A 24,587-nucleotide genomic window follows, 5' to 3' on the forward strand; every position below is an offset into this window, starting at 1 on the left:
ACGCCCGGCGGCTCGCCGCGCCCCCGGCGCGGACCTGGGTCAGGATGTCCGCATGGCGCACGCTCCCTCGCACGGTACGCCCGGTCCTGCCACGCCCCGGACCACGTTCTTCCTGGTCATGATCCTGGTCTCGGCCCTGCTCGCGACGCTGGCGGGCCTGTGGCTGCTCTGGCCCGACGCGGCCGACGTGCCCGACCGCGTGCCGGCCAAGGCCGAGGGCACCTCGTTCGTGGACGTGACGGTGTCCGGTCCGGCGGACCCGGTCACCGGGAGCATCCCCGTGGAGCTGGCGGACGGCTCGGACTCGCACCTCCAGTCGCCAGGCCCGTCCGTTCCGCTCGCCGAGGGCGACCGGATCACCGCCGTCGACATCTCCGGGGTGGCCCAGCCCGGCGTCGACCCCCTGGTGTTCCTCGACTTCCAGCGGGAGCTGCCGATCGCGCTGCTCGCGATCGCCTACGCGCTGGTGGTGCTGCTCGTCGCCCGCTGGCGCGGGCTCGCCGCGATGGCGGGCCTCGGGCTCGCGTTCGTGGTGCTGCTGGGCTTCACGATGCCCGCGCTGCTGGCCGGGCAGAACGCGTTCGGCGTGGCGCTGGTGACCTCGTCGCTGGTCATGTTCGTCACCCTGTACCTGGCCCACGGGCTGTCGGCGCGCACCTCGACCGCGCTGCTCGGCACGCTGGTGGGCCTCGCGCTGACCGCGGGGATCGCGGCGTGGGCGGCCGGCGCCGCGCAGATCACGGGCACCACCGACGAGGCGTCCTCGTTCCTGCCGTCCAGCGCGCCGGCCGCGGACCTGCACGGCATCGCGCTGTGCGGCATCGTGCTGGCCGGGATGGGCGTGCTCAACGACGTCACCATCACGCAGGCCTCCGCCGTGTGGGAGCTGCGGGCCGTCGCGCCCGGCGCGTCGCGGGCCGAGCTGTTCGCCAGCGCCATGCGGATCGGGCGCGACCACATCGCCTCGACCGTCTACACGATCGCGTTCGCCTACGTGGGCGCCGCGCTGCCGCTGCTCATGATGGTCTGGCTGGTGGACCAGTCACCCGCCACCGCGCTGAGCTCGGGCGAGATCGCCGAGGAGGTGGTGCGCACCCTGGTCGGCTCGATCGGCCTCGTGCTGGCCATCCCGGTCACGACCGCGATCGCGACGCTCACCGTGCCCGGGCCCGCGCCCGACGGGCCGCCGCCGGCCGAGCCGTCCGACCCGGACCTCATGGCACCGGTGTCCGAGGCGTGGGCGGCCGGGGCCCCGCGGACCACGTAGCGGCGCCGGGCGGGAACACGGGCGGGCACCCGCCGGTTGCCTGCCTCGGACAGCACGAGCGCGACGAGAGGAACACCCCATGCGAGCAGTGGTCTTCGACCGGTTCGGCGGCCCCGAGGTGCTGCACGTCGGCGAGGTCCCGGAGCCTGCGGCCGGACCGGGCCAGGTGCGGGTGCGGGTCGAGGCCGTGCCCCTGAACGCGTTCGACGGCAAGGTCCGCTCGGGCGCCATGGAGTCCGTGTTCACCACGGCGCTCCCGGGCGTGCCGGGCCTGGAGGTGGCCGGGGTGGTCGACCAGGTGGGCGACGGCGCCGCCGGGGTCGCCGTCGGCGACCGGGTCACGGGGTGGACCAGCCGGGGTGCCGCGGAGCTCGCCGTCCTGGACCGGTGGGCGGCCGTGCCCGACGGCGTCGACCCGGTCCAGGCCTCGGCCCTGCCGGTGGTCGGCGAGACGGCCCGGCGCGCGCTGCGCATCCTCGGTGTGAGGTCCGGCGAGACACTGCTGGTGCACGGCGCGAGCGGCGGCGTCGGCGGGCTCGCGACGCAGCTCGCCGTGGCGGCGGGCGTACGGGTGGTGGGCACGGCGTCGGCGGCGAACCAGGAGCGCGTCGCGGCCTACGGTGCCACGCCCACCACCTACGGCCCGGGCCTGGTGGACCGGGTGCGGGCCCTCGTGCCGGTCGTGGACGCGGTGCTGGACACCTCCGGCGCCGGCGTGCTCCCGGACAGCATCGAGCTGCGCGGCGGCACCGACCGGGTGCTCACCCTGACGGACCCCGCGGCGCACGCGCTGGGCGTCGAGTTCTCCGAGCGTTCCGAGCCGTCGTCCGCCGACCTGGCGGAGCTGGTGGGGCTCGTGTCCCGCGGCCAGGTGTCCGTCCCGGTGGCCGCCGTCCTGCCGCTGGCCGAGGCGGCCCGCGCGCAGGAGCTGGTCGACGGCGGTCACGCGGGCGGCAAGGTGGTCCTCGTCCCATGACGCGGCGGGTCTGGTTCGTGACCGGCGCCGGACGGGGGCTCGGCCACGCCATCACGAGGGCGGCCCTCGCCCGGGGCGACCGGGTCGCGGCCGCGGCGCGGGACCCGCGCGTGCTGGACGACCTGGTGGCGGAGCACGGCGATGCCGTTGCGCCGCTGCGGCTGGACGTGACCGACGCCGACCAGGCCGCCGCGGCGGTGGGCGCTGCGACGGACCGGTTCGGGCGCCTCGACGTGGTGGTGAACAACGCCGGGTACGGACTGTTCGGCTACGTCGAGGAGATCACGCCCGCGCAGCTGCGCGACCAGCTCGAGGTGAACCTGCTCGGCGTGCTCCACGTGACCCAGGCCGTGCTGCCGGTGCTGCGGGCGCAGGCCTCGGGCCACGTGGTACAGGTGTCGAGCTCCAGCGGCGTGGCGGCCTGGCCCGGGCTCGGCGGGTACAGCGCGTCCAAGTGGGCGCTGGAGGGGCTGTCGGAGTCGCTGGCCCAGGAGGTCGCGGGGTTCGGGGTGCACGTGACGCTCGTCGAGCCGGGCCCCGTGGACACCGCGTGGCGCGACGAGTCCGCGGTGCGTGCCACGCCCCTTCCCGCCTACGACGCGCTGCGCGCCGCGGCCTGGCACCCGCCCGGTTCGTCGACGCCGGAGGAGGTCGCGCGCGTGGTGCTCGCCGTCGTGGACGCCGACGAGCCACCGCTGCGGATCCTGGTGGGCGACCTCGCGGCCGACGCCGTGCTGCCGCTCACCGAGGAGCGTCTGGCCGGGTGGCGGCGGTGGGAAGGGCTGGGGCGGTCGGCGGGGTGAGGGCGCTCAGCGCGTCTGCCACCCCGGCAGCAGCCGCTCCAGGGCGTCGGCCAGCGGCACGGACTCGCCGTCCTTGCCGCCCGCGCCGAGCGTCAGCGGCGGACGGCTCGGCTCGGGGCGCAGGCCGCGCACCCGGTCGAGCAGGCCGAGGGGCGCGGTGAGCACGTAGAAGTCCCCGTCGGTGCTCAGGCCGGCGCTACGGTCCACGCGCAGGTACCAGCCGCGCAGCGGCGTGCGCGCCGTGCCGCGGCCGCCGTACCCCCGCACCAGCAGCGCCTCGGCCGGCAGCCCGGCGGTCCGTGCCGCGGCCGTGAACTGCCGCAGCATGGCCTCGGCCCGCTCGTGCTCCGCGTCCTGCCGGGCCTGGAGGCGCTCGGCCTGCACCCGGACGGCCTCGGCCCGGCGCCCGGCCCACTCGTCGTCACGCATGCGGGCAAGTCTCGCACCCGGCGGCCGCCGACCCGCTCAGTCCGCCGCGTCCTGCCGGCGCTCGTGGGTGAGCAGGGTGATCGCCACGGCCACCACCACGCCGATCAGCGTGTCCAGCGCGCGCTCGCCGACGAGACCACCCACCGGCACGGGGTGGGCCAGGTGCGTCATGGACAGCGCCAGCGGCGTGATGAACAGCATCGCGACGGCGTAGTTGCGGCCCACCCAGAGCTCGGCGCCCGCCTGGAGCAGCGCGGCCACGGCGATGACCACGAGCGGCGGCGGTCCGGCCGCCAGCAACGCCCAGGCGATCAGCACCCCGACCAGCGTTCCCGCCAGCCGCTGGGCCGCGCGCACCAGCCGTCCGGCGGCGTCGGGCGCGGCCATCGGGACCACGGCGGCCACCATGGCCCAGTACGGGTGCCCGACGGCGGTCGCGATCCCGCCGGCGACAGCCACACCGACGCCGTACCGCACCACGTAGTGCGGCAGGGTCCACGCCGGTCCGGGAGGCGGCGGCGTCGACCGGGGCGGGGCCGCGGGCGGGTCCGGGGTGGCCGGGGGATCCTGCGCGGTAGGTGCATCCTGCGCGGTCGGTGCATCCTGCGGAGCAGGTGCATCTTGCGCGGAGGGTGCCGTGGGTGCCGTGGGTGCCGTGGGTGCCGTGGGCGCTGCGGGCGCGGAGGGTGCTGCGGGCGCTGCGGGTGCCGCGTGCGCCGGTGCGGCGGTGGTCGCGCCGCCGCGCTCGAACGGCGCGCAGACGGCGGTCAGCCCGAGCGCGAAGGCCGCGGCGGCGGCCGCGACCGCCAGGGCCACGACCAGCGTGCCGGGCTCGGCCGGCACGGAGGAGCAGGCCCCGAGCGCGAAGATCGGGAAGAGCGGCCCGGGTGGGTGCCAGCGCAGCCGGTGGGACAGGACTGCCACCACGACCGCCCAGAGCGCGGCGACGGGCACCACCAGCCAGGCAGTGCCCGGCACGGCCGCGCCGAGCACCGCGAGCAGGGTGCCGGCCAGCGCCGACGCGACCAGCACGGCAGCCGCCTGAACCTGCATGACCAGGCGAGGACGGAGAGGGACCGTGCGTCCGAACAGGCTGGTGAACGCGCCGAACGTCGCGTACAGCGACCAGTCGAGATGCCCCGTGGCCCAGAGCACCAGCATCGGCAGCGCCACGGAGGCCGCGGCCCGCAGGGCCACGGGGAGCTCGCCGCCGTACGGTCCCACATGCAGCATCCGGCGCAGGTGGGGGAGCAGGGGGCGGGAACTCATGTCCTTCGCATCCTCCCACGTGACGGGGTCGGGAGAACCCCACCGCCGGGACGGAGGACAGCCACCTGGTCGGCGGGCGGCCTTCTGACCAGCATGGATACATGGAATCCACCATGTCGCACGCTTCGGTCACAGGCCGCCCGCTCCGCACGGTCGCGGCGGGCGCGTTCACGCTCGCCGTGCTGGCGGGGATCGCGGAGGCGATCCTGGCCGTCACCTCGATCGCCGGCACCACCGGCCTGGACGGCGGCCTCCTCGCCCAGGTCGCGGTGCGCGGCACCGTCTTCGCCACCGCGCTGACCTGCGCCTGGTACCTCGCCCGGGGCCATCGGTGGGCGTGGTGGGCCCTCCTGCTCGGCCTCGGTGGCGTCGGCCTGGCCTCGATGCTGGTCCCGATGGCCGCCGCCCTGGCCGACGGCGCCTCCTGGTCCACGGTGTTCGACGCCGGCACGTCACCGCTGTTCCCGGCCGTGCGCGCCCTGCACATCCTGTCCGTGCTGGTGGGCGTGACCGTCATGCTGCACCCCGGGGTGCGCGCGAGCCGGGGGCCCGTCGAGGACTGACGGCGGTGGCGCCGCTCAGGGCCGCAGGAACTCGCCCACCACGGCGAGGAACTCCTCCGGGTCCTCGTCGTGCACCATGTGTCCCACGCGGATCTCTGCCAGCCGACCGTCGGCGACCTCGTCGGCGAACCGGACCAGGTCCGCCTGGTCGACACTGCTGTCCGGCCCGCCCGCGACCACCAGCACCGGCGCCTGGATCCGCAGCGCGTCCGCCCACCAGGCCGGGTCCGGGTCGCTGCGCTGGGCACGCAGCGCGTTGACGAGCGGCCAGTCGAACGGCACCGGGTGGCCGGGCTCGTCGAACGGCTCGAACCGGGCACCGCCTGGGCGGGGCACGGTGGTGTCCTCCAGCACGAGACGCGTCACGCGGGCGGGTGCGCCGGAAGGAGCCGGGATCGTGCCGGCCGCGGGGCTGGTGGCGCGCTCCAGAGCGGCGGTGACGAGGCTGGCCGTCACCGCACCCATCGAGTGCCCGACCACGGCGAGCCCGCCCGGTGCGGAGGCCGGGCCGGGGACTGGCCAGCGTGCGAGGTCCGGCCCGGGCGTGGAGCTCAGCCCGGGCGTGGAGTCCGGATAGGGCGTGGAGTCCGGATCGGGCACGGAGTGCAGTCCGAGCGCGGCGTCCGGGCCGGGCGCGGAGTGCAGTTCGAGCGCGGCGCAGAACGCGAGCGTGTCCGCCGTCATCAGTTCGTACGAGTACTGCCCGGGCCGGCCGCTGTCCCCGTGGCCACGTGCGTCGGGCGCGAGCACCCGGTGGCCGAGTGCCGCAAGGTCGTCCAGCAGGGGATCCCACGACAGCGAGCTCTCGCCGAGAGCATGCAGCAGGAGGAGCGGCGGCGCGGCCGGATCACCTGCCTCGCGGTAGGCCAGGCGTAGGACGGTGTCCGGGTCGGCGCTGGTCGGGTGCGGGGCTGGTGTGTGCCGGGTCGGCGTGTGCGGTGCCTGCGTGTGCGGAACGGTGGTGTGCCGGATCTCGACGTGGTGGACCGGGTGCTGCGGTGCGATGGTCATCGGCGCAAGTATGCCGAGCGGGCGACCGCACCGGCACCGTCGTGGTGCGACACGCGGCGAGAATCCGCTGACCGCATACGGCGCCGGGTCGCTCTGCCGGGGACTGGCAGCGTGCAGGCACAGGCCACAGGCCACAGGCCACAGGCCACAGGCACAGGAGCCGGAGCGGGAGCAGGCACAGGAGCGGGAGCAGGCACAGGAGCGGGCGCAGGAGCGGGCGCAGGTGCAGGTGCGGGTGCAGGCACCGGCTCGGGCGCGGGTGCGGGAACGCGCTGCGATCCGACCCGGACCGCCTCAAGATCGGTCGGTCGCTGCACCCCGCATCCGGAGTTCGGTCGCTTGCCTCGAGATCGGTCCAATGATCGACCGATCTCGAGGCAACGGACCGAACCGGGGTGTGCTGGTCGAGCACTGGACCGAACCCGGGGCACGCTGGCCCAGCAATGGACCGAGTCCGGGGCAGGCGGGCTCAGCACTGGACCGAACGGGGTGTGCTGGTCGAGCAATGGACCGAGTTCGGGGATGCCGGTTGAGCGGAGGACCGAGTCCGGGGCAGGCGGGCTCAGCACTGGACCGAACGGGGTGTGCCGGTCGAGCAATGGACCGAGTCCGGGGATGCCGGTTGAGCGGAGGACCGAACCCGGGGCACGTGGACCCAGCAACGGACCGAACCGGGGTGAGCCGTTTGAGCAGCAGACCGAACACGGGTGCCGCCGGCCCACCGCCGGACCGAGCATGCCGGCCCAGCACCGAACCGGACCGAACCCGCCGACCACCACAGGACCGAATACCGACGCACCAGCCGGGCAAGGGCCCATGGCGCCCCCGGCACCGAACCCCCGCAACCCCCGAACCCCCGCACCCCCTCAGTGCACATGCCCCCCGCCCGCCGCGACCGGCGTCGCGCCCGGACGGCCCCACTGGATCGTCGGGCGCCCCCCGGACCAGCTGTTCCCCGCGCCACTCTCGTCGGCCCGCCAGAACCAGCCCGGCAGACCCCCGGCCGGCCACCCCTCGGGGTAGTCCTGCCAGGCCTCCTTGCGCCCGCGGACCGTCATGTCGAGCAGCGCCAGCGCGGGCATCGTCGCCTCGGCCCCGCGCCCGGTGACGCTGTTGGTGAGGAACGTCCGCCCGCCCCGGCGCAGGAAGCACAGCCACGTGCCGAAGTCCCCACCGGACAGCACGTCGTCGTCCGTGTCGAGCACCGAGTACCAGTGCCTCGGGTAGCCCATGAACTCGACGAACGGCGCGAGCTCGGGCCAGGGCGCCTTCGCGAGCACCGCGAACGACACCCCGCGGGCCGTCAGGTAGGCCGGGTCCTGCACCGCCCAGTACGTGAGCGTGCATCCCTCGCACTGGTTCTCGAACGGCTCGCCCGGGTGCCACATGTGCTTGTAGAGGACCAGCTCCTCGCGGCCCGCGAACAGGTCGAGCAGCGTCGTGGGTCCGTCCGGTCCCACGACGACGGCGCCCCCGTCCACCTCCGTCATCGGCAGGCGGCGTCGCGCAGCGGCGATCGCGTCGCCCTCGCGGGTGTGCGCCTTCTCGCGGACCAGCAGCTCGTCGCGCGCGGCCTGCCAGGTCGCCCGGTCGACGACCGGCGGGACGGCGGCCGCAGCCTCCGGGGCGGCGCCGGTGTGGTGGGCGTGGTCCTCGTGGGTGGTGCTCATGATGCTCTCCTTCGCCTCGACAGCATTCCTGGGATACCGACGGTCCGCGCTCGCGGAAGTCATCGCCCTTCATGACCACGACGAGCGGACCCCGGCCGGATCGACACGTCGCCGTAGGGTGAGTCGCATGCGCATCGCCGTCCTCGACGACTACCAGAACGTCGCACACCGTCTCGCCGACTGGGGCTCCCTCGACGCCGAGGTCCGGTTCCTCACCGAGCACCTGGCCGGCCCGGAGGCGCTCGCGGCGGCCCTGGCCGGGTGCGACGTCGTCGTCGCGATGCGCGAGCGGACGCCGTTCCCGGCCGCGGTCCTGGACCTGCTGCCCGATCTCCGGCTGCTGGTCACGACGGGTCCGGCGAACGCGTCGATCGACCTGGCCGCCGCCCGCGACCGCGGCGTGGTGGTGTGCGGTACGGAGTCGCCGTCGTCGGCCACGCCGGAGCTGACCTGGGCGCTGATCCTGGCCGTCGCGCGCCACGTGCCGCAGGAGGATGCGCGCCTGCGTGCGGGCGGCTGGCAGCACACGATCGGCACGGACCTGGCAGGGCGCACGCTCGGCGTCGTCGGCCTGGGGCGGCTCGGTGCGCAGGTCGCGCGCATCGGGGCGGCGTTCGGCATGGACGTGATCGCCTGGAGCACCAGACTGGACCCGGCGGTCGCTGCCGCGGCGGGCGCGCGGGCCGTGCCGAAGGACGAGCTGTTCGCCACCGCCGACGTCGTCACGGTGCACTACAAGCTCAGCGAGCGCAGCGCGGGGATCGTGGGCCGCGCCCAGATCGCGCGCATGCGCCCGACGGCGATCCTGGTGAACACCTCGCGCGGCCCCCTGGTCGACACCGAGGCGCTGCTGGAGGCGTTGCACGCCGGCCGGATCGGCGGCGCGGGCCTGGACGTGTACGACACGGAGCCGCTGCCCGCTGACCACCCGCTGCGGTCCGCGCCGCGCACGGTGCTGACGCCGCACCTGGGCTACGTCACTGAGGACACCTACACCACGTTCTACCGGCAGGCCGTCGAGGACGTCGCGGCGTGGGCGGCGGGCAGCCCGGTGCGCGTGCTCACCTAGCCCGGCTACCCCAGCGCCGCCGAGGCGATCTCCAGCGCCTCCGCCCGGCCGATCCCGAGAGCCCGTACCGTGGCGGCGTACCGGCCGGCCGCCTCCTGGGCCAGGGCGAGCCGCTGGTCCCCGGCGGCGCTGACGAAGGTGCCCGCACGGCCCCGGGTCTCGACGAGACCGGCCGCCTCCAGCTCCCGGTAGGCACGGGCCACGGTGTTGACCGCGATGCCGAGGTCGGCCGCGAGCGCCCGGACCGTGGGCAGGCGGGTGCCGACGGGCAGCGTCCGGTCCGCCATCTGCTGGGCGAGCGCGGTGCGCACCTGCTCGAACGGCGGGACGGGGGAGTCTGCGTCGATGCGGATCACGCCCGCAACCCTACAAGTGGGGGGTCGCCTTGCACTTCACCCGGTGGTAGACATGGGCCGATGGCAGACATCTAGGACATATATGGAGTTTGGGGGCGCCATGTCTGAGTTCTACGAGATCAGGGACGACAAAGGGACCGTGCTGGAGGTGCTCGGCACGGACGACGAGCCCGCGGGGGAGATTCTCGTGACCGACGACGACGTCGAGCCGACCGCGACGCCGCAGGCCGCACCCGGGCCGGAACCGGCGGCGACGCCCCTGGCCGCCGTGAGCATCGCGTCGCGCGCCTCGTGGGGCGCCCGGTACCCCGACGGCGACCTGACGCTGACCGGCCCTGCCGTCGAGGTGTTCGTGCACCACTCCGTCACGGCGCAGCTCTCCCCGGACGCGAGCGTCGCCGCGGAGGCGGAGCAGATGCGCGCGCTGGAGAGCGTGGGCCAGTCGCGGTTCGGCACCGGCATCTCGTACAACGTGATCGTCTTCCCGTCCGGCCGGGCCTACCAGGGGGTGAGCTGGAACCGCCGCGGCACCCACACCGGCGGGCGGAACAGCACCGCACGCTCCATCTGCCTCGCGGGCAACTACGAGACCAGCCGCCCGACGGCGGCGCAGATCTCCACCGCGGCCGCCATCTACGGCGAGGGCAAGGGCCGCTGGTGGACCCAGGGCGCGCCGCTGTACGGGCACCGCGACGTCAAGGCCACGGCCTGCCCCGGCCGGTACGTCTACGCCCGCCTCGACGACATCCGCGCGGGGGAGGGCTCCACCCCGCCCAGCCCGGGCGAGCCCGGCGGTCTCGTCGTCGACGGCGCGTGGGGTTCGGCCACGACCCGGCGCCTGCAGCAGGAGCTCGGTACCACCGCGGACGGCGTCGTCTCCTCCCAGAGCATCGTCTGGCGGGACCGGAACCCGGGCCTGACCACCGGCTGGCGGTGGGTGTCCGACGCACAGGGCTCCCGCGTGATCGCCGCCCTCCAGGCCCGGGTCGGCATGCCCGCGGGGCAGCGGGACGGCAAGATCGGACCGCAGACCATCCGCGCCCTCCAGACCTACCTGGGCACCCCGGCCGACGGCGTCATCTCCCGCGACTCCCGGGCGGTCATGGCCCTCCAGCGGCGTCTCAACGCCGGGCGGGTCTGAGCGGGGACAGGGTCTGAGCGAAGGCCGGGGCCCGGGCGGCGGGCGGCGCGGCTCGGCGCCTGTCGGTGGCGGCGGATAGTGTCGCGTCCATGACCGACGCCGCCCGTCCCGCCTCTGCCCTGCCGACGACGCCCGACCCGGTGCCGGCCCCCGTGCCGGACCCCGCGTCGGCCGCTGTGCCGGTCCCCGTGCCGGACCTGGTGCCGCTCGGCTCGGCACCCCGTCCGGCCGACGGTGCCGACCTGGCTGCCCGCATCCGTGCCGCGCTCGCGGCCGAGCTGGGCGGCCGTGTCGTGGGGCTGGAGCGGGCGTCGATCACGGCGGAGCTCGACGGTGCGGACGTCGCATCGGCGGACATCGACCTCACGGGCGTGGTCGTGCGGCTCGACGCGCCGCAGGCGGCCGGTGGCGCCGCCGGACCGGAGGGCCCGCGCTGGCAGCCCGACGTGGTCCGGCGCGAGCCGGCGACCCTGCGCCGCGTCCGGGTGGACGCCCACCGGCTCGTGGTGGTCGACCTGCCGGTCGACGTCACCGCGGAGCTCGAGGGGTTGCGCTTCGACTGGGTCGAGGGTGCCGACGGCCGCGTCGGTGCCCAGCTGGTCGAACCCTCGGGCGCGCACCCCGTCTCCGGGCACGCCCGCGTCTCGGTCGACAAGGACGGCCTGGTCGCCACGGCACGGGGCATCCTGGCGGTCGTGCTCCTGCAGCAGGGCGTCACCCTCACCGCGCTCGACGTCGACCTGGTCTCGGCCGGGCCGCGCGCGGCGACGGTGCGCATCGACGCGGCGGTCAAGAAGGGCGTGTTCCTCTCCGCGCGGGTGCAGGCGACGGCGTCCGTCAGCGTGAGCGCCGACATGGTGCTCGCGGTACGGGACGTGCAGCTGGCGAGCGGCAACCCGCTGGTGGCGGCCCTGCTGGGCACCGTCAGGGGCCGGGTGGAGGCCGCCACCAGCAAGGACATCGACCTGGGTGCGCAGCTGCCCGAGGGCGTCCGCCTCGCGGACGTCCGGCTCGACGTCGGCCAGGAGCTGACGCTGTCGGCCCGCCTGGCCTGACGTCCCGGCCGGCACCGGCCGGGGTAGTTTGGTGGCATGTCCGTCAGCGCCCAGACCAGTGCCGACGCCGCCGGGGGCGCGCCGGGCGCCGCCCGCGGCCGGTACGCCCGCGGGCGGGCCACGCAGCAGGAGATCATCCGCACCGCGATCCTCGTGTTCGCCGACGTCGGGTTCCACGGCGCGTCCCTGCGGGACATCGCGGCCCGCGTGGGCATCTCCCACCCCGGGCTGCTGCACCACTTCCCGACCAAGGTCGCGCTGCTGGAGGCGGTGCTGGAGTACCGCGACGCCGTCGACGAGGAGCTGTTCGCCCAGGACGTCGAGCGCGGTACCGACTACTTCGAGGCGCTGCTGCACGTGGTGGAGCGCAACCGGCTGCGACGCCCGCTCGTCGAGCTGTTCGCGAGCCTGGCCACCGAGGCGACCTCGCCCGACCACCCCGCCCACGAGTACTTCCAGCGGCGGTACGCGCGCATCCTCCAGGAGCAGTCGCGGCACCTGCGGGAGCGGGCCGCGCGCGGCGGCCTCGCTCCCGGGGTGGACCCGGACCAGGCGGCGCGCACCGTGGTGGCGCTCATGGACGGGCTGCAGGTCCAGTGGCTGCTGTCCCTGGAGCGGCCCGGCGCCGAGCGGGTCGACATGGCCGCCGACCTGCGCGGCTACCTGGACCTGATCCTGCGCTGAGACGCTGCGCCGGGAGGTCGCTCCGGGATCCCGCCCCGAGCACGGCTCAGCCGTCGGCCTCCGCCAGGAGCGCAGCGAGCGCGTCCTGGTCGAACCCGCCCATGCCGAAGTCGGCCACGACGGTCAGCGGCATGTCGCCGATCATCCCGAGCATGTCCTCGGCCACGCCGCCGCCGTGCACCATCGCCTCGACGCGCGGCCCGACGACGGGGTGCGTCATCGCCTCGGCCACGGTGGACAGGGGCCCCAGGGGAAGGCGCACGTCCTCGCCGTCGACCTGCACCGTGACCGCCCCGCGCAGGTCGCGCGAGGACGCGCCGACCGACACCACGAACTCGCCGCCCTCGACCACCCAGCGGCGCAGCACCGGGTGCCAGTACGCCAGGTCCCGCCCCGAGAGGTCGAAGACCAGCTCGCGGGACTCGCCCGGGGCGAGATCGACCTTGGCGAACGCCTTGAGCTCGCGCTCCGGGCGCAGCACCTGGGCGGCCGGGTCGCCGACGTACACCTGCACGACCTCGGCGCCCGCGCGTCCGCCGGTGTTGGTGACCCGAGCCCGCACGCGGACGACGGCGCCGGCGTCGGCCGTGGCGGGCCGCAGCACCTCGGCCGCCACGCCGTCGTACGCGAACGTCGTGTAGGACAGCCCGTGCCCGAACGGGTAGGCGACGTCGGCCTGCCGCGCGTCGTACCAGCGATAGCCCACCAGGACGCCCTCGCCGTAGCGGACGTGCCCGAGCTCGCCCGGGAAGTTGCCGTACGACGGGGTGTCCGCCAGACGCAGCGGCAGCGTCTCGGCCAGGCGCCCGGCCGGGTTCACGGCGCCGAGCAGCACGTCGACGACGCCGGAGCCGCCCGCCTGGCCGCCGAGCCAGCCCTCGACCAGCCCCGGCGCGAGGTGCTGCCAGGGCGCCACCGCGACGGCCGATCCGTTCGCGAGCACCACCACGACCCGCGGGTTGACGGCGGACACGGCCTCCAGCAGCGCGACCTGGCCCGCGGGCAGGTGGAGGTGCGTGCGGTCGAAGCCCTCCGACTCGTAGGACGCGGGCAGGCCGAGGAACACCAGCACCGTGCCGGCGTCCCGCGCGACCTCCACGGCCTGCGCGCGCAGCGCGGCCTCGTCGGTCCCCGAGCCGAGGTCGGCGCCGTCGACCGTGTAGCCGGCGGCGAACGGCACGTCCGCGCCGGTCGTCGCCCGCAGCGCGGACAGGGCGTCGTCCAGCCGGGTCGGGTTGACCTGCGAGGAACCGGCGCCCTGGTAGCGCGGCGTCCGGGCCAGCTCGCCCACGACGGCGACGTCGGCGGGCGTGGCCAGCGGCAGCAGCGGTGCGCCGTGGGCGCCGGCCGGGCCGGGCACGACATCGTTCTTCAGCAGCACCGTCCCTGCCGCGGCGGCCTCGCGGGCCAGGGCGTGGTGGGCGTCCGCGTCGTACGTGCCCGGGGCGTCCAGCGCGGGCAGGGCCCGGGCGACCATACGCAGCACGCGCCGTGCGGCGACGTCGACCACGTCCTGCGCCAGGCGGCCCTCACGCACCGCGGCGACCACCTCGGCGTCCCGGCGCCCGCCGCTGGCGGGCATCTCCAGGTCGAGCCCGGCGGCGACGGCCGCGACCCGGTCGCGCACCGCACCCCAGTCGGACACCACGAGCCCCTCGAAGCCCCACTCGTCGCGCAGCACCTCGGTCAGCAGCCAGTGGTTCTGCGAGGCGTAGACGCCGTTGATCCTGTTGTACGAGCACATGACGGTCCACGGCTGCGCCCGCTTGACGACGCGCTCGAACCCGGGCAGGTAGATCTCGCGCAGGGTGCGCTCGTCGACGTCGGCCGAGACGCGCATGCGGTCGGCCTCCTGGTTGTTGGCGGCGAAGTGCTTCAGCGACGTGCCGACCCCCTGGGACTGGACGCCCTCGACCAGTGCGGTGCCCAGCTCGCCCGAGATCACCGGGTCCTCCGAGAGGTACTCGAAGTTGCGCCCGTTCAGGGGCGAGCGCTTGATGTTGATCCCCGGGCCGAGCAGCACGGCGACGTCGTTCGCGCGCGTCTCGCGGCCCAGCGCAGCGCCGATCCGGCGCAGCAGGTCCGGGTCCCAGGTGGAGCCGAGCGTCGCGGCGGTGGGGAAGCAGGTGGCGGGTACCGAGGTGCCGAGCCCGAGGTGGTCGGGGGAGTCCGCCTGCTTGCGCAGCCCGTGCGGGCCGTCGGTGACCATGACGCCGGGTACGGCCACCTCCGGGCGGTCGACGGGCTGCGTCGTCCAGAAGTCCAGGCCCGACAGGAGCGACGCCTTCTCCTCGAGCGTGAGCCCGGCGAGCACGTGCTCGACGTCGAACGCGCGGCCGGTCGGAGGGACGGTGGGTGTGTCGGTCATGGCGCTCCCTCTGCCGGGACGGGCCCGGGCTGGTGCGGGCGTAAACCTACCGGGTGGTAGCTGTTCAGAAACTACCACCCGGTAGGCATGCGGCGGCCTCACCCTCGACCTCAGCGTGAACCTCGGCCAACCCTCAACCTCAACATGAAGGTGAGGATGGTCAGAACGGGTAGCTCACGTACGTCCGGTCCAGCGGCTCCGGCACACGGAAGTAGTTCGCCGCCAGGCCCGCCGGATCGGTCGCCAGGGCGCCCCGGCCGGGGCCGTCGTTCCCGTCGTCCCAGCCCCAGGGAGCGTTCGCGGAGTTCTGCGTGCACGAGATCCCGCCGTCGCCGCAGCTGCCCGAGGCGTCGCCCGCGAACGTGCCGTGGCTCGCGAAGAGCCGGCTGTCGGCGCGCAGCGCCCACAGCCCACCCGCCGCGTGCACGTCAACGAGGCGGTAGGACACGTCCCTGTCGTCCGGGTGCTCGGGCACCTCGGCGCGGCCCGCCGGGTAGTAGACGACGCCGTCGCCCCGGATGTCGTAGCCCGGCCGGGCCTTGAGGCCGTGCCCCTTGGCCTCCTGCGCGGTGACCGGGTGGGCCAGCCCGTCGTGCGGGCTGGTCGCCATCTGGAGGGTGCCGTCGACGGTCTCCGCCCCGGCGCCCCACGTGCTGCCCGACGGCGTGTACGAGTAGAAGTCGCTGTGTGCCACGGTGACGGCGCCGCGCAGCACCCCGTACGCCGAGCCGTCCTTCTGGACCGCCACCATGACGCCCTCGGCGTCGTTCTCGTGCTCCGTGTCGAAGATCGAGTCGGACCAGTCCCGCGGGTGGAAGAACATGTAGGTGACGAACCAGTGCGTACCCGTCTCCAGCACCGAGTAGTACGCGGTGGCCGCCAGCGGGTGGCTGCCGGTGTTCTCCCAGTTGTTGCGCGCGTCCACGTCGCCGTCGAAGTCGTAGGCAGCGATGTAGTCCGAGCGGCCGCCCAGGGCGTTCGTCCCGGTCTGGTCCACGTCCTGGTAGTGGATCGGCGCCCAGCGCTGCGCGACGTCGGCCGCGCTCGCCGTCACCGCGGCCGGTGCGGTGCTCGTGCCCGGCGCCGCGGCGGCCGTGCCCGCCGCCGCGGCGCCGAGCACGAGCGCCACGCCCGTCACGCCCGCCGCGGCGGTGCGTGCTGCTGTCCGTGCTGCTGTTCGTGCGGGTCTGTTCATGTCGTCCTCGTCCCGTCGTTGTGCCGGATGTCGGTGCCGGATGTCGATGTGCCGGATGTGCGAGATGGCTGCGTGCGACGTGCCGGACCGAACACTCCACCCGGCGCGTTGCCATGGGTTGACCGTGGCATGGCGAACGGGTGACCATCCGCCCGGAGGGATGCATGACGTTGCATCGGACGTGAGGTACATTCCGGCTAAACAACGCAGTGCGCGCCTTTGGTGCGCCCGGAACCCCGGGGAGCCATGACAGCCACGACGACCACCCGGTCGGAGCGCCTGGTCGACCTGACGGACCTGACCCCGCTCATCGAGACCACCACGAGCGCTGATCCCGCCCAGGTCTACGAACGGCTGCGGGGCCGGTGGGGCAACGTCGCGCCGGTGCTGCTGGAGCCCGGCGTGCCGGCGTGGCTCGTGCTGGGCCACCGGGAGCTCGTGACGGTGCTGCGCAACGAGGGCCTGTTCTCGCGCGACTCGCGCAACTGGGGCCTCATGCAGGACGGCACGGTCACCCCGGGCAGCGGCGTGGGCGGGGTGCTCGCGCCCCGCGACGGCATCTACTACGTGGACGGCGTGCGCCACCGCCACCTGCGCCGCCTCGTGGACGACGCGTTCGAGAGCGTCGACGAGCACCACCTGGCCGGCATCACCGAGCAGTGGTGCCGGCGCGCGCTGGACCGCGTGCTCGCCAAGGGTGAGGCCGACCTCGTGAGCGAGTACGCGCGGGCCGTGCCGCTGCTGGTCATGTCGACGATGTTCGGGCTGGACGCCGACCAGGCGCGCGCGATGCTCGGGCACGCGCAGCGCGTGTTCCAGGCGCAGGGCGCGGCCGGCCGCGAGGCGCTGGACGCGCAGCGGGCGCTCATCGTGGAGCTGATCGAGAGCCGTCGCGCGGCGCCGTCGGACGACCTGGTCTCGGCCATGCTGCGGCACCCGAGCGCGCCCACCGACGTGGACGTGCAGAGCGCCGTGTCGGCGACGCTCATCCTGGGCAGCCAGTACGAGGTCGCGTGGATCACGCACGCGCTGCGGCTGCGGCTCACCGACCGGCGGTTCGACGGACGCTCGGGCGGGCTGCTCTCGGCGTCCGACACCCTGACCCAGGTGCTCGGCTCGACGCCCCCGGCGCCCAACGCCGGACCCCGGTTCGCACTGGCGGACACGACGCTCGGCGGACGCAGGATCGCCGCCGGCGACGCGGTGGTGCCGGGCATCCTGGCCGCGAGCGCCGAGTCGCGGGCCGCGGGTGACGACATCTGGCTCGAGACCGGGAACCTCTCCTACCTCACGTGGGGCGCCGGGCCGCACGCCTGCCCGGCGCGACGGCCCGCGACCGTGATCGCGCAGGTGGCCGTCTCGGAGGCGCTGCGCCGCCTGGGTGGCGTGGCGCTCACCGTGCCGGCCCGGACGCTGGCCGCGACGGGGACGCTGTGGTCCTCGGTGCCCCGGGAGCTCCCGGTGCGCTTCGAGGAGCACCGCCCCGCCCGTCAGTGGTGATCGCGAGGATCTCGAGAGCCGTCAGAGCCCGACGATCAGCGCGACCACTGCGAGGACGGCCGCGACCCCCGCGCCCGCCCAGGCGATCAGGGCGTGCCGCCGCGCGCGCTCCCGGGCCGTACCGAGCTCGGCCCGCAGCGCCCCGAGCTCCGCACCCAGCGCCGCGTGCCCCGCGCGCAGCGCGCCGAGCTCTGCGGCGAGCTCCTGGTGGGCTGCCGCGACCTCGTCCTGCACCACCCCGAGGCGCGACTCGGCACGGTCCGCGGCCGCCCGCGCCGTGGCGGCCTCGTCCCGCGCGGCGGCGGCCTCCGCGCCGGCGGCCGCCGCCGTGGCTCCCGCGTGGTCCGCGGTCGCCAGCGCGGCAGCGGCGAGGGTGGCGGCGTCGGCCGGGGGCGCGGGCTGCCGGGGCGCGGCGGGGAAAGGCGCGGCCGGGGCGGCGTCGGCCGGGGCGGCGTCGGCCGCGCGGTCCTGCGGGTGGTCCGGGGCGGGAGTCTCGGCACGGGTGAGCTGGCTGCGCACCTCGGCCCTGAGGTCCGACAGGAACGGCTTGATGCCGCGGGCCTTGCGCTCCCTGGAGGAGGCGTGCCGGGGAACTCCGCCGGACGGGCTCGGGGCGTCGGGCGCGCTCGGGTCGTGTTCGGTCGCCATGGGGGAGAAACGTACACGGGTCGGCACACGGGTCGGTGCCCGAGGCTGGAGCACGGGGCCGGACCACGGGGCCGGACCACGGGGCCGGACCACGGGCGGCCGGGCCCCGGCCGGTACGGTACCGGTGTGCAGCTCACCCGGCCCGACCTCGCGCGGGTCCTCGCGCGCGCCGTCACCGAACGCCCGAAGGCCGAGGCCGGCTGGCTGGACGCCCCGCCGCCGCGGGCGCGGGTGCTGCGGGAACGGGTGGTGGTGCGCCCCGGCACCGAGCTCGCCGCCGTCGCCGACGCGCTGTTCACCTGGCGCGTGCACCGGGGCGCGGGCCTCGCCATCGCCCCCACCGGTCCCGCGGAGCCGGGGGCCACGGTGGTGCAGGGCGTGCGGGTGGGCCCGCTGTGGTTCGCGGCCCCGTGCCGGGTCCTCGACGTGGTGCGCGGGCCCGACGAGGCCGGCTTCACCTACGCGACGCTGCCGCGCCACCCCGAGACGGGGGTCGAGAGGTTCCGTGTGCGGCGCGACGGTGACGGCGTCGTCTTCGAGATCCACGCGGTGGCGCGGCACGACTTCTGGGGTTCGAGGATCCTGCCCTGGGCCGCGCGCGGGGTGCAGGACCGGGTCACGCGCGGCTACCTGCGTGCCGCGCGCGACGTGACGGGCTAGCGCTGCGGCGCGCCGTCCTCGCCCGGCCCGCCGGCCAGGAAGTCCGCCAGGAGGGTCGTCACCTCGTCGGGGCGCTCCAGGTTGGGCAGGTGACCCGCCCAGCCGAGCTGCACGTGCCGGGCACCCTCGATCTGCCCGGCCAGGTGGTTCGCCACCGCGCGGAAGTGGTCGAGGTCCTGGCCGCCCGACACGACCAGCGTGCGTGCCGTGATCGCGCTCAGGTCGATCTCGGGGCCGGGGTTCTGGTGGATGTCGTCGCCCGCGCCGAGCTGAACCTCGAACGCGTGCCGCTGCATGGTGCGCAGCAGCTCGTGGGCGTCGTCGTCCGCCTCGGGCCCCAGCCAGGTGGCGACGTTGAGCTCGGTGGCGCCGGCGACGTCGCCGGCCTCCAGGAGGGCGTCCTCGCGGCGGGCGAACCGCTGCAGCGAGCGCGTGGCCGGCAGAGCGAAGGCGGAGTTGACGAGCACGAGGTCCGAGACGAGCCCCGGCCAGGCCGACGCCAGCTGGAGCGCGACGTTGCCGCCGGAGGAGGCGCCGACGACCGCCAGGCGGTCGACGTCGAGCGAGTCGAGCAGGGCCCGGACGTCACCCGCGTTGTCGAACGGCTCGCTGGTCAGCGGGGTGTCGCCGTAGCCGCGCAGGTCGCACCGGATCACCCGGTGCTCCCGGGCGAGCGGGGCCCATTGCGGTTCCCACATCCGGGAGTCGGCGACGCCGGCGTGCAGGAGCAGGACCGCGGGCCCGGAGCCCGCGGTGTCATGGCTGAGGATCATGCGCCGACGGTAATGACGGCGGCCCGGGAAAGGCCAGCGCATAGGTGGACTCCAGGGAGGGCGGCGACTAGACTCGAACACATGTACGAATCATCGGCAGGTCACGAGCCCGGCCAGGGCACCGGCTCACCCGTCGACGCGGCGTTCGGCGCACTCCTCGACGAGCTGTTCGCCGGCCCTCGCGTCACCTACGCCCCGGTCGGGGAGTCGCCGCTGTACCACGCGGGGCACCGGCGCGCCGCACGCCGGCACCGGCGCTTCGTGCTGCGCGCCGGCACCGACCTGGACGACCCGCGCTGAGGAGCGCACCGGGTCACAGCACCACGGCGAGCACGGCGGCCACCACGGCGAGCGCGACACCGACCCAGGCGAACGTCGTGGCTGTCGCGGCCTTCTTCGTCGCCGCGTCCGCGGTCTGACCCGCCGCGGCCGCAGCGGACGCGGCCGAGTCTGCTGCGCTCTGGGCCGTGGCCGCCGCGGCGCGTGCGGCGTCGAGGTCGGTCCGCAGCGTGTCGGCGGTCGTCGTCAGCGCGTCGACACGCTCACGCAGGCGCGTCGCCTCCTCGGCGGCCGTGGCCGCAGCCCGCTCGGCGGCGCTCGTCGCGTGCTCCTGCGCCTGCTCGAGCGTTCGCGTGGCTGCCTCGTCCAGAGCCTTGGTCTGCGCCGCGGTGAGCGTCTCCGCCTGCTCCTTCTGGCGGGCCGTCACCTCCTTGACGATCAGCTCGCGCAGCTCCGTGCCCTGCTCCTTGAGGGAGACCGTCAGCTCGGCGCGCACCTCCTCGGGCGTCAGGGGCTTGTCGGGCTTGGTGAGGTACGCGTCCGCCCACGTGCGCCGCGACCGGTTCGGCCGGCCGGAGGCCCCGTCGACCACGGCCTCCTTCTCCTCGTCGGTCAGGCGGTCGAGCGCCTCGGCGGCGGCCTTGACGGCCGGCGGGGTCTCGACGGGGGCCTTGGGTCCCTTGCCGCCCTTCGGCGTCTGCGATGTCATCTGAGTCCGTTCCCCCTGGGGCTCCCTCTCGGGCGGTGCGGCGGCTGCCACGGCGGCGGCGTAGTCGGCGTCGTCGGTGTCGCTGGACGCCGACTCGGGAATCTTGATGGGCTTGGTCAACAGAGCCCGCAGGCGGTCCATCCGCTCGGTCTTCTCGCCACCCTCGGTCGCCGGGGCGTCGCTGTCACTGCTCATGGGGGAAACGTACTGCTCTGCCCGATCTAGGTCGACCACCACGCGTGGAGTGGCGTCTTCCTTGTGATGACACATGGGGTTGAGGGGCCGCGGTGGGCAGGAATGGCCCACTGGGCGCTGTCCTGGCTCCGGCAGCCGACGCGTCCGAGCCGACGGATCAGCCGAGTCGGACGTCGCTGATGTCGATCGAGACGATGAGAGGGTCCGGGACCGCCGTGCCGTCGCCGTCACGGACGAAGATCTTGCGGCTGCCGGCGAGGAGCAGTCCGTCGGCCCAGAACTGGTCCGTCATGTACTCGACGCTCGGGGATCCGCCGGCGATGTCGACCTCGTAGTCGCGGCGGCGAAGCACGCCGTCCGTGTCCGCGTAGAGGGTCTGCGTCGGGGTGTGCGTTGCGATCTGCGGCGGGTAGGTGACACGCAGCCGGTCGAGCACCGTGCCGTCGGGCTCGGTCCACGGGCCGGTCTCCTCGACCTGCACACCGGGGAAGGTGAACGACCACGGCTCGGTGTTGTAGGTCCACATGGCGTAGCCGGTGAAGTAGGCGAGCTGAAGCTGGGTCCACGGGGTTTCCAGGACGTGGCCCTCGAAGGTCGCGCGCGGGTTGTCGACGGCGTCGATGATCTCGTCGCCGTCCATGGTCGCGCGCACCATCTCGACCCGGTCCGCAGTGAACCGGGTGCGCACATCGGGCGCCCCGAAGCTCTCCAGGCTGGTCTCCTGGTGGCGCAGGTCTACCGTGAACCGGCCGTGCTCGGCGACTCCGGCGACCTGCTTGAGGCCCCAGAAAGCGCCGCCGAACGAGCGCTCGGCACTGATGGTGGACACCTCGGCCCAGCGGGCACGGCCGCCATGAGCATCGAGGATTCGGTCGAGAAGGTAGGTCGGGCTGGTCATGGGCATTCCTCTCAGGCGGCGGCCGTGGTGGTCTTGGCCTCCACGAACTCGAGGACGAGGCGGGCGGCCTCGTGCGGGTACTGGAAGATCGACGCATGCGCGGCATCGGGGAAGATGTGCAGCTGCGCGTCGGGGATGAGTCCGGCGAGCGTGTGGCTCCCCGGTGTGCGGATCATCAGGTCGTCGTCGCCCTGCAGGATCAGGGTCGGCTGGGTGATGGCGGTGAGGCGCTGGAGCTTGCTGAAGTCGGGGATGCCCCAGGCGAGGATCGCGTCGTACTGCGCGTCGCGCACCGTTGTCGTCGTCGGCTCGTCGCGATCCTCGCGGGAGAAGATCCGCCCGAGGAAGTCGGTGCCGAGCGCGCGGCTCGTGTCGGTGTGCGCGAAGAAGATGTAGAGCAGGCTCTCCGCGGTGCTGACGTCCAAGCGGGCCTCGCGCTGGATGTCCTCGCGCCAGCCGTGCATGGTCGGTGCGCCGGCGGGTCCGGTTCCGGCGAGCACCAGCAGACGCACGGCCCATGGGCGCAGCAGCGCGAGCTCCTGCGCGACGAACCCGCCGAGCGAGAATCCGAACAGGTCGAACGTGCGAACGCCCAGCGCATCGGTGAAGGCGAGCAGGTCGCGCGCCATCTCGGCGACGGTTGACGGAACCGTTCCTGTGGAGGCGCCCACTCCGGCGTTGTCGACGAGGATGACCTCGCGCTCAGCGGCGATGTCGTCGACCAGGTCAGGATCCCAGTTGTCCAGGTTCCCGCGGAAGTGCTGCAGGAAGACGAGGGGGACACCATCGGTGCTGTGACCGAAGCGGCGGTAGGCGTACTCGATGTCGTTCGCTGCGACGACCGTGCCGGTGCGGACGGTACGCGCGGTGACCGGGCCGTTGTCGGCGTTGTCCATGTGTGACTCCATCCCTGCGCCGATCGGGGTGACCGGCACAGGGACGAAGTTACGGAGCGCGTGGAGATCCAGCGTGCTCCTACGAGGGACAGGCTGCTCGGCTCAGTGGCGATGCGCCTCTGCGGTGGTGGAGGAGGTCCGAGCAGCGAGGTGCACGATCGCCTCCGCGCTCGGTGTGCCCGGCTCGGCGTGGTACACGCAGAGCAGGTAGCCAGGCGTGCCGGGAACCACGAGTGTCTGGTGACGCAGCACGATCTGACCGTACCCCTTCACCTGCGGGCGTACGTCTCCGTCGTAGTACGGGTCGACGTCCTGTCGTTCCCAGAGCGTACGGAAGACCGGATCCTGCTCGGACAGCCGCGCTGCCAGCTCGTGGAGACGAGGATCGAACGGGTGCCCGTAGTAGCGCAGCCGGCGCACTGTTCGCGAGGCAAGCTGGTCCCAGGTCGGTAGCGCGCGGACCTCGGGCAGGGTGAACACCGCCTCGGCGATGTTCACGCCCGGTTCGAGCGCATGCGGGACGACGGCACGGGCCATGGCGTTCGAGAGCACGACGGTGTGCCGTGAGTCGATGATGTAGGCGGGAGTGTTCGGCCAGGCGTTCAGGATCGCCGCGAGATTGTCCATCGAGACCGCGGCCTCCTGGGCCGGCAGGTCGACCGGTTCGGCGTTCGCGAGCAGGAGCATGTAGGTGATGGCGGCCTCGTCCAGCATCAGCGCGCGGCCGAGTGCGCGCAGCACCTGGTCCGACGGGGTGCGGTCGCGGCCTTGTTCGAGCCGTAGGTAGTACTCCTGGCTGATGCCGGCGGCGCGGGCGACCTCGTCGCGCCGCAGACCCGGGACACGACGCCGCGTGTGCGAAGTGACGCCCGCTTCCTCGGGGGAGACGACCGCGCGGCGCGCGCGCAGGTAGTCGCCGAGCGGCGAACCCTTGACACCCACGTGCGAGTCCTTTCCCTCGAGGTGAGTCCGGCCAGGACCGCAGCTCCACGACGAGCTGCCTGTCCGCGACAGGGCCACCCTCGGCCCGGGCCACCAGTCTACGGTCGGTGGGGTCGCCGGAGCCTCGGGCGACCGGGAGGGAAGCACCAGTGACGTCGGCTGCCGTCCGTCGCGCCCACGTGGCGCGGGCAGCGCTGTTCCGGGAGCCTGCGATCAGTGTCTGGTCGCGGTTTGAAACGCTCGACGACCTGAGCACTCTTGCTGACCTGGTCGAGGTCACGCCGAGGGATCCGCCAGGTTCTCGGCTCGTGCGCTTCGGCGGCAACCGGTTCGGTGCCGTGGAGTCCATCACCCGCCGTGAGTCCGGCCTGGTCGCGTACCAGGCACGAGTGCCGGGCGGATCCGCCCGTGACGACTTGGACGGCGTTGTCCGTGTCTCCGCCGAGCCCGACGGCTACAGCCGCGTGACGTGGTCGGCCGAGCTGGTGAGCGACAACGGCCAGGAGGCCCGTGACCATGTCGGCGCCTGGCTCGAGCGTCGCCTGCAGCTCGCCGGCGGCACGTTGCTGGCCCCGCTGACCATGGAGATCTGGCTGGGCGGCGCCCGGACGGCGACGCTCGTCGCCGGGGCGCGGGACGCCGTCCTCGTGGACGCCCCGTCCGCCACCGTCGAGGCGGAGGATCTCGCGGCCTGGATCCGGTCGACGGGCAAGCAGCTGACCGGTTTGATCGTTCTGCCGGGAGGCAGTACTCCGGGCTTGCGAACCGTGCTGCGTGCGTTCCCGGAGGCAGGCGTCGTCGCGGCGCCCGCAGTCACAGGGCTGGACCTGGAGGGCCACGAGCTGCGGCTGTTCGACCTCGGCGAGATCGCCGGACGCCGGGCCGCGTTCGTGTCGGTGCGCGATCTGGATGCCGCATTCTGCGGGGATCTCGTGAGCAACGGCGTCCGTGCGCGGCTCGAGGGGGTCGATGCCGCGGCGCGACGGGCCTGGAACCGTTCGCTGGACCTGCTGCAGGCGCTGCGCCCGGCGTGGACCGTTACCCGGCATCGCGCTCCCGGCACCCGGAGCGATGCCACCGGGCCTCAGGTGGCATCGCTGCGTCGTGACCTGACGAGCCTCGACACGGAGCCGACCCTGTGATGCGCCGCTCCGGAGCCTGTCCCCGTCGGGGACACGCGACCAGGACATCCTCGACCGGATTCGGCTCTGGCCTCAAGACCGCCACAGGG

The 24,587-nt window shown here is 74.3% G+C and carries 25 protein-coding genes; 12 read left to right on the plus strand and 13 right to left on the minus strand.

Annotated features, from left to right (window positions below):
- Window positions 1–52: 52 nt before the first annotated feature.
- The 3 genes from ACO229_RS08385 (at window position 53) to ACO229_RS08395 (ending at window position 3,046) form a co-directional block, all read left to right on the plus strand.
- Complete coding sequence (locus ACO229_RS08385) at window positions 53–1,267, plus strand: YibE/F family protein (RefSeq protein WP_423464532.1); 1,215 nt, start codon at window positions 53–55, stop codon at window positions 1,265–1,267.
- Between the two features lie 79 nt (window positions 1,268–1,346).
- Window positions 1,347–2,243, plus strand: a complete 897-nt coding sequence (locus ACO229_RS08390) for an NADP-dependent oxidoreductase (protein WP_423464533.1) — start codon at window positions 1,347–1,349, stop codon at window positions 2,241–2,243.
- Window positions 2,240–3,046 carry an SDR family NAD(P)-dependent oxidoreductase gene (locus ACO229_RS08395; RefSeq protein WP_423464534.1) on the plus strand — a complete coding sequence of 269 codons (807 nt, stop codon included), beginning with the start codon at window positions 2,240–2,242 and terminating at the stop codon, window positions 3,044–3,046. Before ACO229_RS08390 ends, ACO229_RS08395 begins: the two co-directional genes overlap by 4 nt.
- A gap of 6 nt (window positions 3,047–3,052) precedes the next feature.
- On the opposite strand, the gene ACO229_RS08400 is transcribed toward ACO229_RS08395, so the two are convergent.
- Together ACO229_RS08400 and ACO229_RS08405 are read right to left on the minus strand one after the other, a co-directional pair.
- Entirely contained in the window at window positions 3,053–3,475 is a 423-nt protein-coding gene (locus ACO229_RS08400; protein ID WP_423464535.1) for a hypothetical protein, read from the minus strand.
- 36 nt (window positions 3,476–3,511) lie between these two features.
- Window positions 3,512–4,744 carry an FUSC family protein gene (locus ACO229_RS08405; protein WP_423464536.1) on the minus strand — a complete coding sequence of 411 codons (1,233 nt, stop codon included), beginning with the start codon at window positions 4,742–4,744 and terminating at the stop codon, window positions 3,512–3,514.
- Between the two features lie 101 nt (window positions 4,745–4,845).
- On the opposite strand from ACO229_RS08405, the gene ACO229_RS08410 reads away from it, so the two are divergent.
- Complete coding sequence (locus ACO229_RS08410; RefSeq protein ID WP_423464538.1) at window positions 4,846–5,307, plus strand: hypothetical protein; 462 nt, start codon at window positions 4,846–4,848, stop codon at window positions 5,305–5,307.
- Between the two features lie 15 nt (window positions 5,308–5,322).
- On the opposite strand, the gene ACO229_RS08415 is transcribed toward ACO229_RS08410, so the two are convergent.
- The gene (locus tag ACO229_RS08415; RefSeq protein ID WP_423464539.1) at window positions 5,323–6,318 is read right to left on the minus strand and encodes an alpha/beta fold hydrolase; all 996 of its coding nucleotides are present in this window, start codon (window positions 6,316–6,318) and stop codon (window positions 5,323–5,325) included.
- Window positions 6,319–7,184: 866 nt separating this feature from the next.
- A complete protein-coding gene (locus ACO229_RS08420) occupies window positions 7,185–7,988 on the minus strand; it encodes a DUF899 family protein (RefSeq protein ID WP_423464540.1) in 804 nt (267 codons plus the stop codon).
- 127 nt (window positions 7,989–8,115) lie between these two features.
- Between ACO229_RS08420 and ACO229_RS08425 the strand changes: the two genes are divergently transcribed.
- Complete coding sequence (locus ACO229_RS08425) at window positions 8,116–9,057, plus strand: D-2-hydroxyacid dehydrogenase family protein (RefSeq protein ID WP_423464541.1); 942 nt, start codon at window positions 8,116–8,118, stop codon at window positions 9,055–9,057.
- A 5-nt stretch (window positions 9,058–9,062) separates the two neighbouring features.
- Here ACO229_RS08425 and ACO229_RS08430 read toward each other — a convergent pair whose 3' ends face one another.
- The gene (locus ACO229_RS08430; protein WP_397433780.1) at window positions 9,063–9,413 is read right to left on the minus strand and encodes a GntR family transcriptional regulator; all 351 of its coding nucleotides are present in this window, start codon (window positions 9,411–9,413) and stop codon (window positions 9,063–9,065) included.
- A gap of 100 nt (window positions 9,414–9,513) precedes the next feature.
- Between ACO229_RS08430 and ACO229_RS08435 the strand changes: the two genes are divergently transcribed.
- The 3 genes from ACO229_RS08435 (at window position 9,514) to ACO229_RS08445 (ending at window position 12,293) form a co-directional block, all read left to right on the plus strand.
- Window positions 9,514–10,554: an N-acetylmuramoyl-L-alanine amidase gene (locus ACO229_RS08435; protein WP_423464542.1), complete on the plus strand. Its 1,041-nt coding sequence runs from the start codon at window positions 9,514–9,516 to the stop codon at window positions 10,552–10,554.
- A gap of 89 nt (window positions 10,555–10,643) precedes the next feature.
- Window positions 10,644–11,609: a hypothetical protein gene (locus tag ACO229_RS08440; protein WP_423464543.1), complete on the plus strand. Its 966-nt coding sequence runs from the start codon at window positions 10,644–10,646 to the stop codon at window positions 11,607–11,609.
- Between the two features lie 36 nt (window positions 11,610–11,645).
- Window positions 11,646–12,293 (plus strand): TetR/AcrR family transcriptional regulator, encoded by a 648-nt coding sequence (locus ACO229_RS08445; RefSeq protein ID WP_423464544.1) that lies wholly within the window; start codon window positions 11,646–11,648, stop codon window positions 12,291–12,293.
- A 46-nt stretch (window positions 12,294–12,339) separates the two neighbouring features.
- Here ACO229_RS08445 and ACO229_RS08450 read toward each other — a convergent pair whose 3' ends face one another.
- Both ACO229_RS08450 and ACO229_RS08455 read right to left on the minus strand, forming a co-directional pair.
- Window positions 12,340–14,661 carry a glycoside hydrolase family 3 C-terminal domain-containing protein gene (locus tag ACO229_RS08450; RefSeq protein WP_423464545.1) on the minus strand — a complete coding sequence of 774 codons (2,322 nt, stop codon included), beginning with the start codon at window positions 14,659–14,661 and terminating at the stop codon, window positions 12,340–12,342.
- A gap of 160 nt (window positions 14,662–14,821) precedes the next feature.
- A complete protein-coding gene (locus ACO229_RS08455; RefSeq protein ID WP_423464546.1) occupies window positions 14,822–15,856 on the minus strand; it encodes a hypothetical protein in 1,035 nt (344 codons plus the stop codon).
- Between the two features lie 246 nt (window positions 15,857–16,102).
- On the opposite strand from ACO229_RS08455, the gene ACO229_RS08460 reads away from it, so the two are divergent.
- Window positions 16,103–17,356, plus strand: a complete 1,254-nt coding sequence (locus tag ACO229_RS08460; protein WP_423464547.1) for a hypothetical protein — start codon at window positions 16,103–16,105, stop codon at window positions 17,354–17,356.
- A gap of 21 nt (window positions 17,357–17,377) precedes the next feature.
- Here ACO229_RS08460 and ACO229_RS08465 read toward each other — a convergent pair whose 3' ends face one another.
- On the minus strand, window positions 17,378–18,004 hold the full coding sequence (locus ACO229_RS08465; RefSeq protein ID WP_423464548.1) for a hypothetical protein: 627 nt from the start codon (window positions 18,002–18,004) through the stop codon (window positions 17,378–17,380).
- A gap of 126 nt (window positions 18,005–18,130) precedes the next feature.
- Between ACO229_RS08465 and ACO229_RS08470 the strand changes: the two genes are divergently transcribed.
- Window positions 18,131–18,664, plus strand: coding sequence for a DUF1990 family protein (locus tag ACO229_RS08470; protein WP_423464549.1), 534 nt, complete (start codon window positions 18,131–18,133; stop codon window positions 18,662–18,664).
- Here ACO229_RS08470 and ACO229_RS08475 read toward each other — a convergent pair.
- Window positions 18,661–19,437, minus strand: coding sequence for an alpha/beta fold hydrolase (locus ACO229_RS08475; protein ID WP_423464551.1), 777 nt, complete (start codon window positions 19,435–19,437; stop codon window positions 18,661–18,663). The genes ACO229_RS08470 and ACO229_RS08475 overlap by 4 nt on opposite strands.
- An 81-nt stretch (window positions 19,438–19,518) precedes the next feature.
- Between ACO229_RS08475 and ACO229_RS08480 the strand changes: the two genes are divergently transcribed.
- Window positions 19,519–19,737 (plus strand): hypothetical protein, encoded by a 219-nt coding sequence (locus ACO229_RS08480; protein ID WP_397433770.1) that lies wholly within the window; start codon window positions 19,519–19,521, stop codon window positions 19,735–19,737.
- Window positions 19,738–19,750: 13 nt separating this feature from the next.
- On the opposite strand, the gene ACO229_RS08485 is transcribed toward ACO229_RS08480, so the two are convergent.
- From ACO229_RS08485 to ACO229_RS08500, 4 genes are all read right to left on the minus strand, one after another.
- Entirely contained in the window at window positions 19,751–20,620 is an 870-nt protein-coding gene (locus ACO229_RS08485; protein WP_397433769.1) for a hypothetical protein, read from the minus strand.
- A 157-nt stretch (window positions 20,621–20,777) separates the two neighbouring features.
- The gene (locus tag ACO229_RS08490; protein ID WP_397433768.1) at window positions 20,778–21,518 is read right to left on the minus strand and encodes a hypothetical protein; all 741 of its coding nucleotides are present in this window, start codon (window positions 21,516–21,518) and stop codon (window positions 20,778–20,780) included.
- 11 nt (window positions 21,519–21,529) lie between these two features.
- The gene (locus ACO229_RS08495; protein WP_423464552.1) at window positions 21,530–22,414 is read right to left on the minus strand and encodes an alpha/beta fold hydrolase; all 885 of its coding nucleotides are present in this window, start codon (window positions 22,412–22,414) and stop codon (window positions 21,530–21,532) included.
- A gap of 102 nt (window positions 22,415–22,516) precedes the next feature.
- Window positions 22,517–23,356, minus strand: a complete 840-nt coding sequence (locus tag ACO229_RS08500; RefSeq protein WP_397433766.1) for a helix-turn-helix domain-containing protein — start codon at window positions 23,354–23,356, stop codon at window positions 22,517–22,519.
- A gap of 149 nt (window positions 23,357–23,505) precedes the next feature.
- Between ACO229_RS08500 and ACO229_RS08505 the strand changes: the two genes are divergently transcribed.
- Complete coding sequence (locus tag ACO229_RS08505; RefSeq protein WP_423464553.1) at window positions 23,506–24,498, plus strand: hypothetical protein; 993 nt, start codon at window positions 23,506–23,508, stop codon at window positions 24,496–24,498.
- Window positions 24,499–24,587 lie beyond the last annotated feature (89 nt).

The sequence above is a fragment of the Promicromonospora sp. MS192 genome (assembly GCF_049532985.1).
In the GTDB taxonomy this organism is placed as follows: Bacteria; Actinomycetota; Actinomycetes; order Actinomycetales; family Cellulomonadaceae; genus Promicromonospora.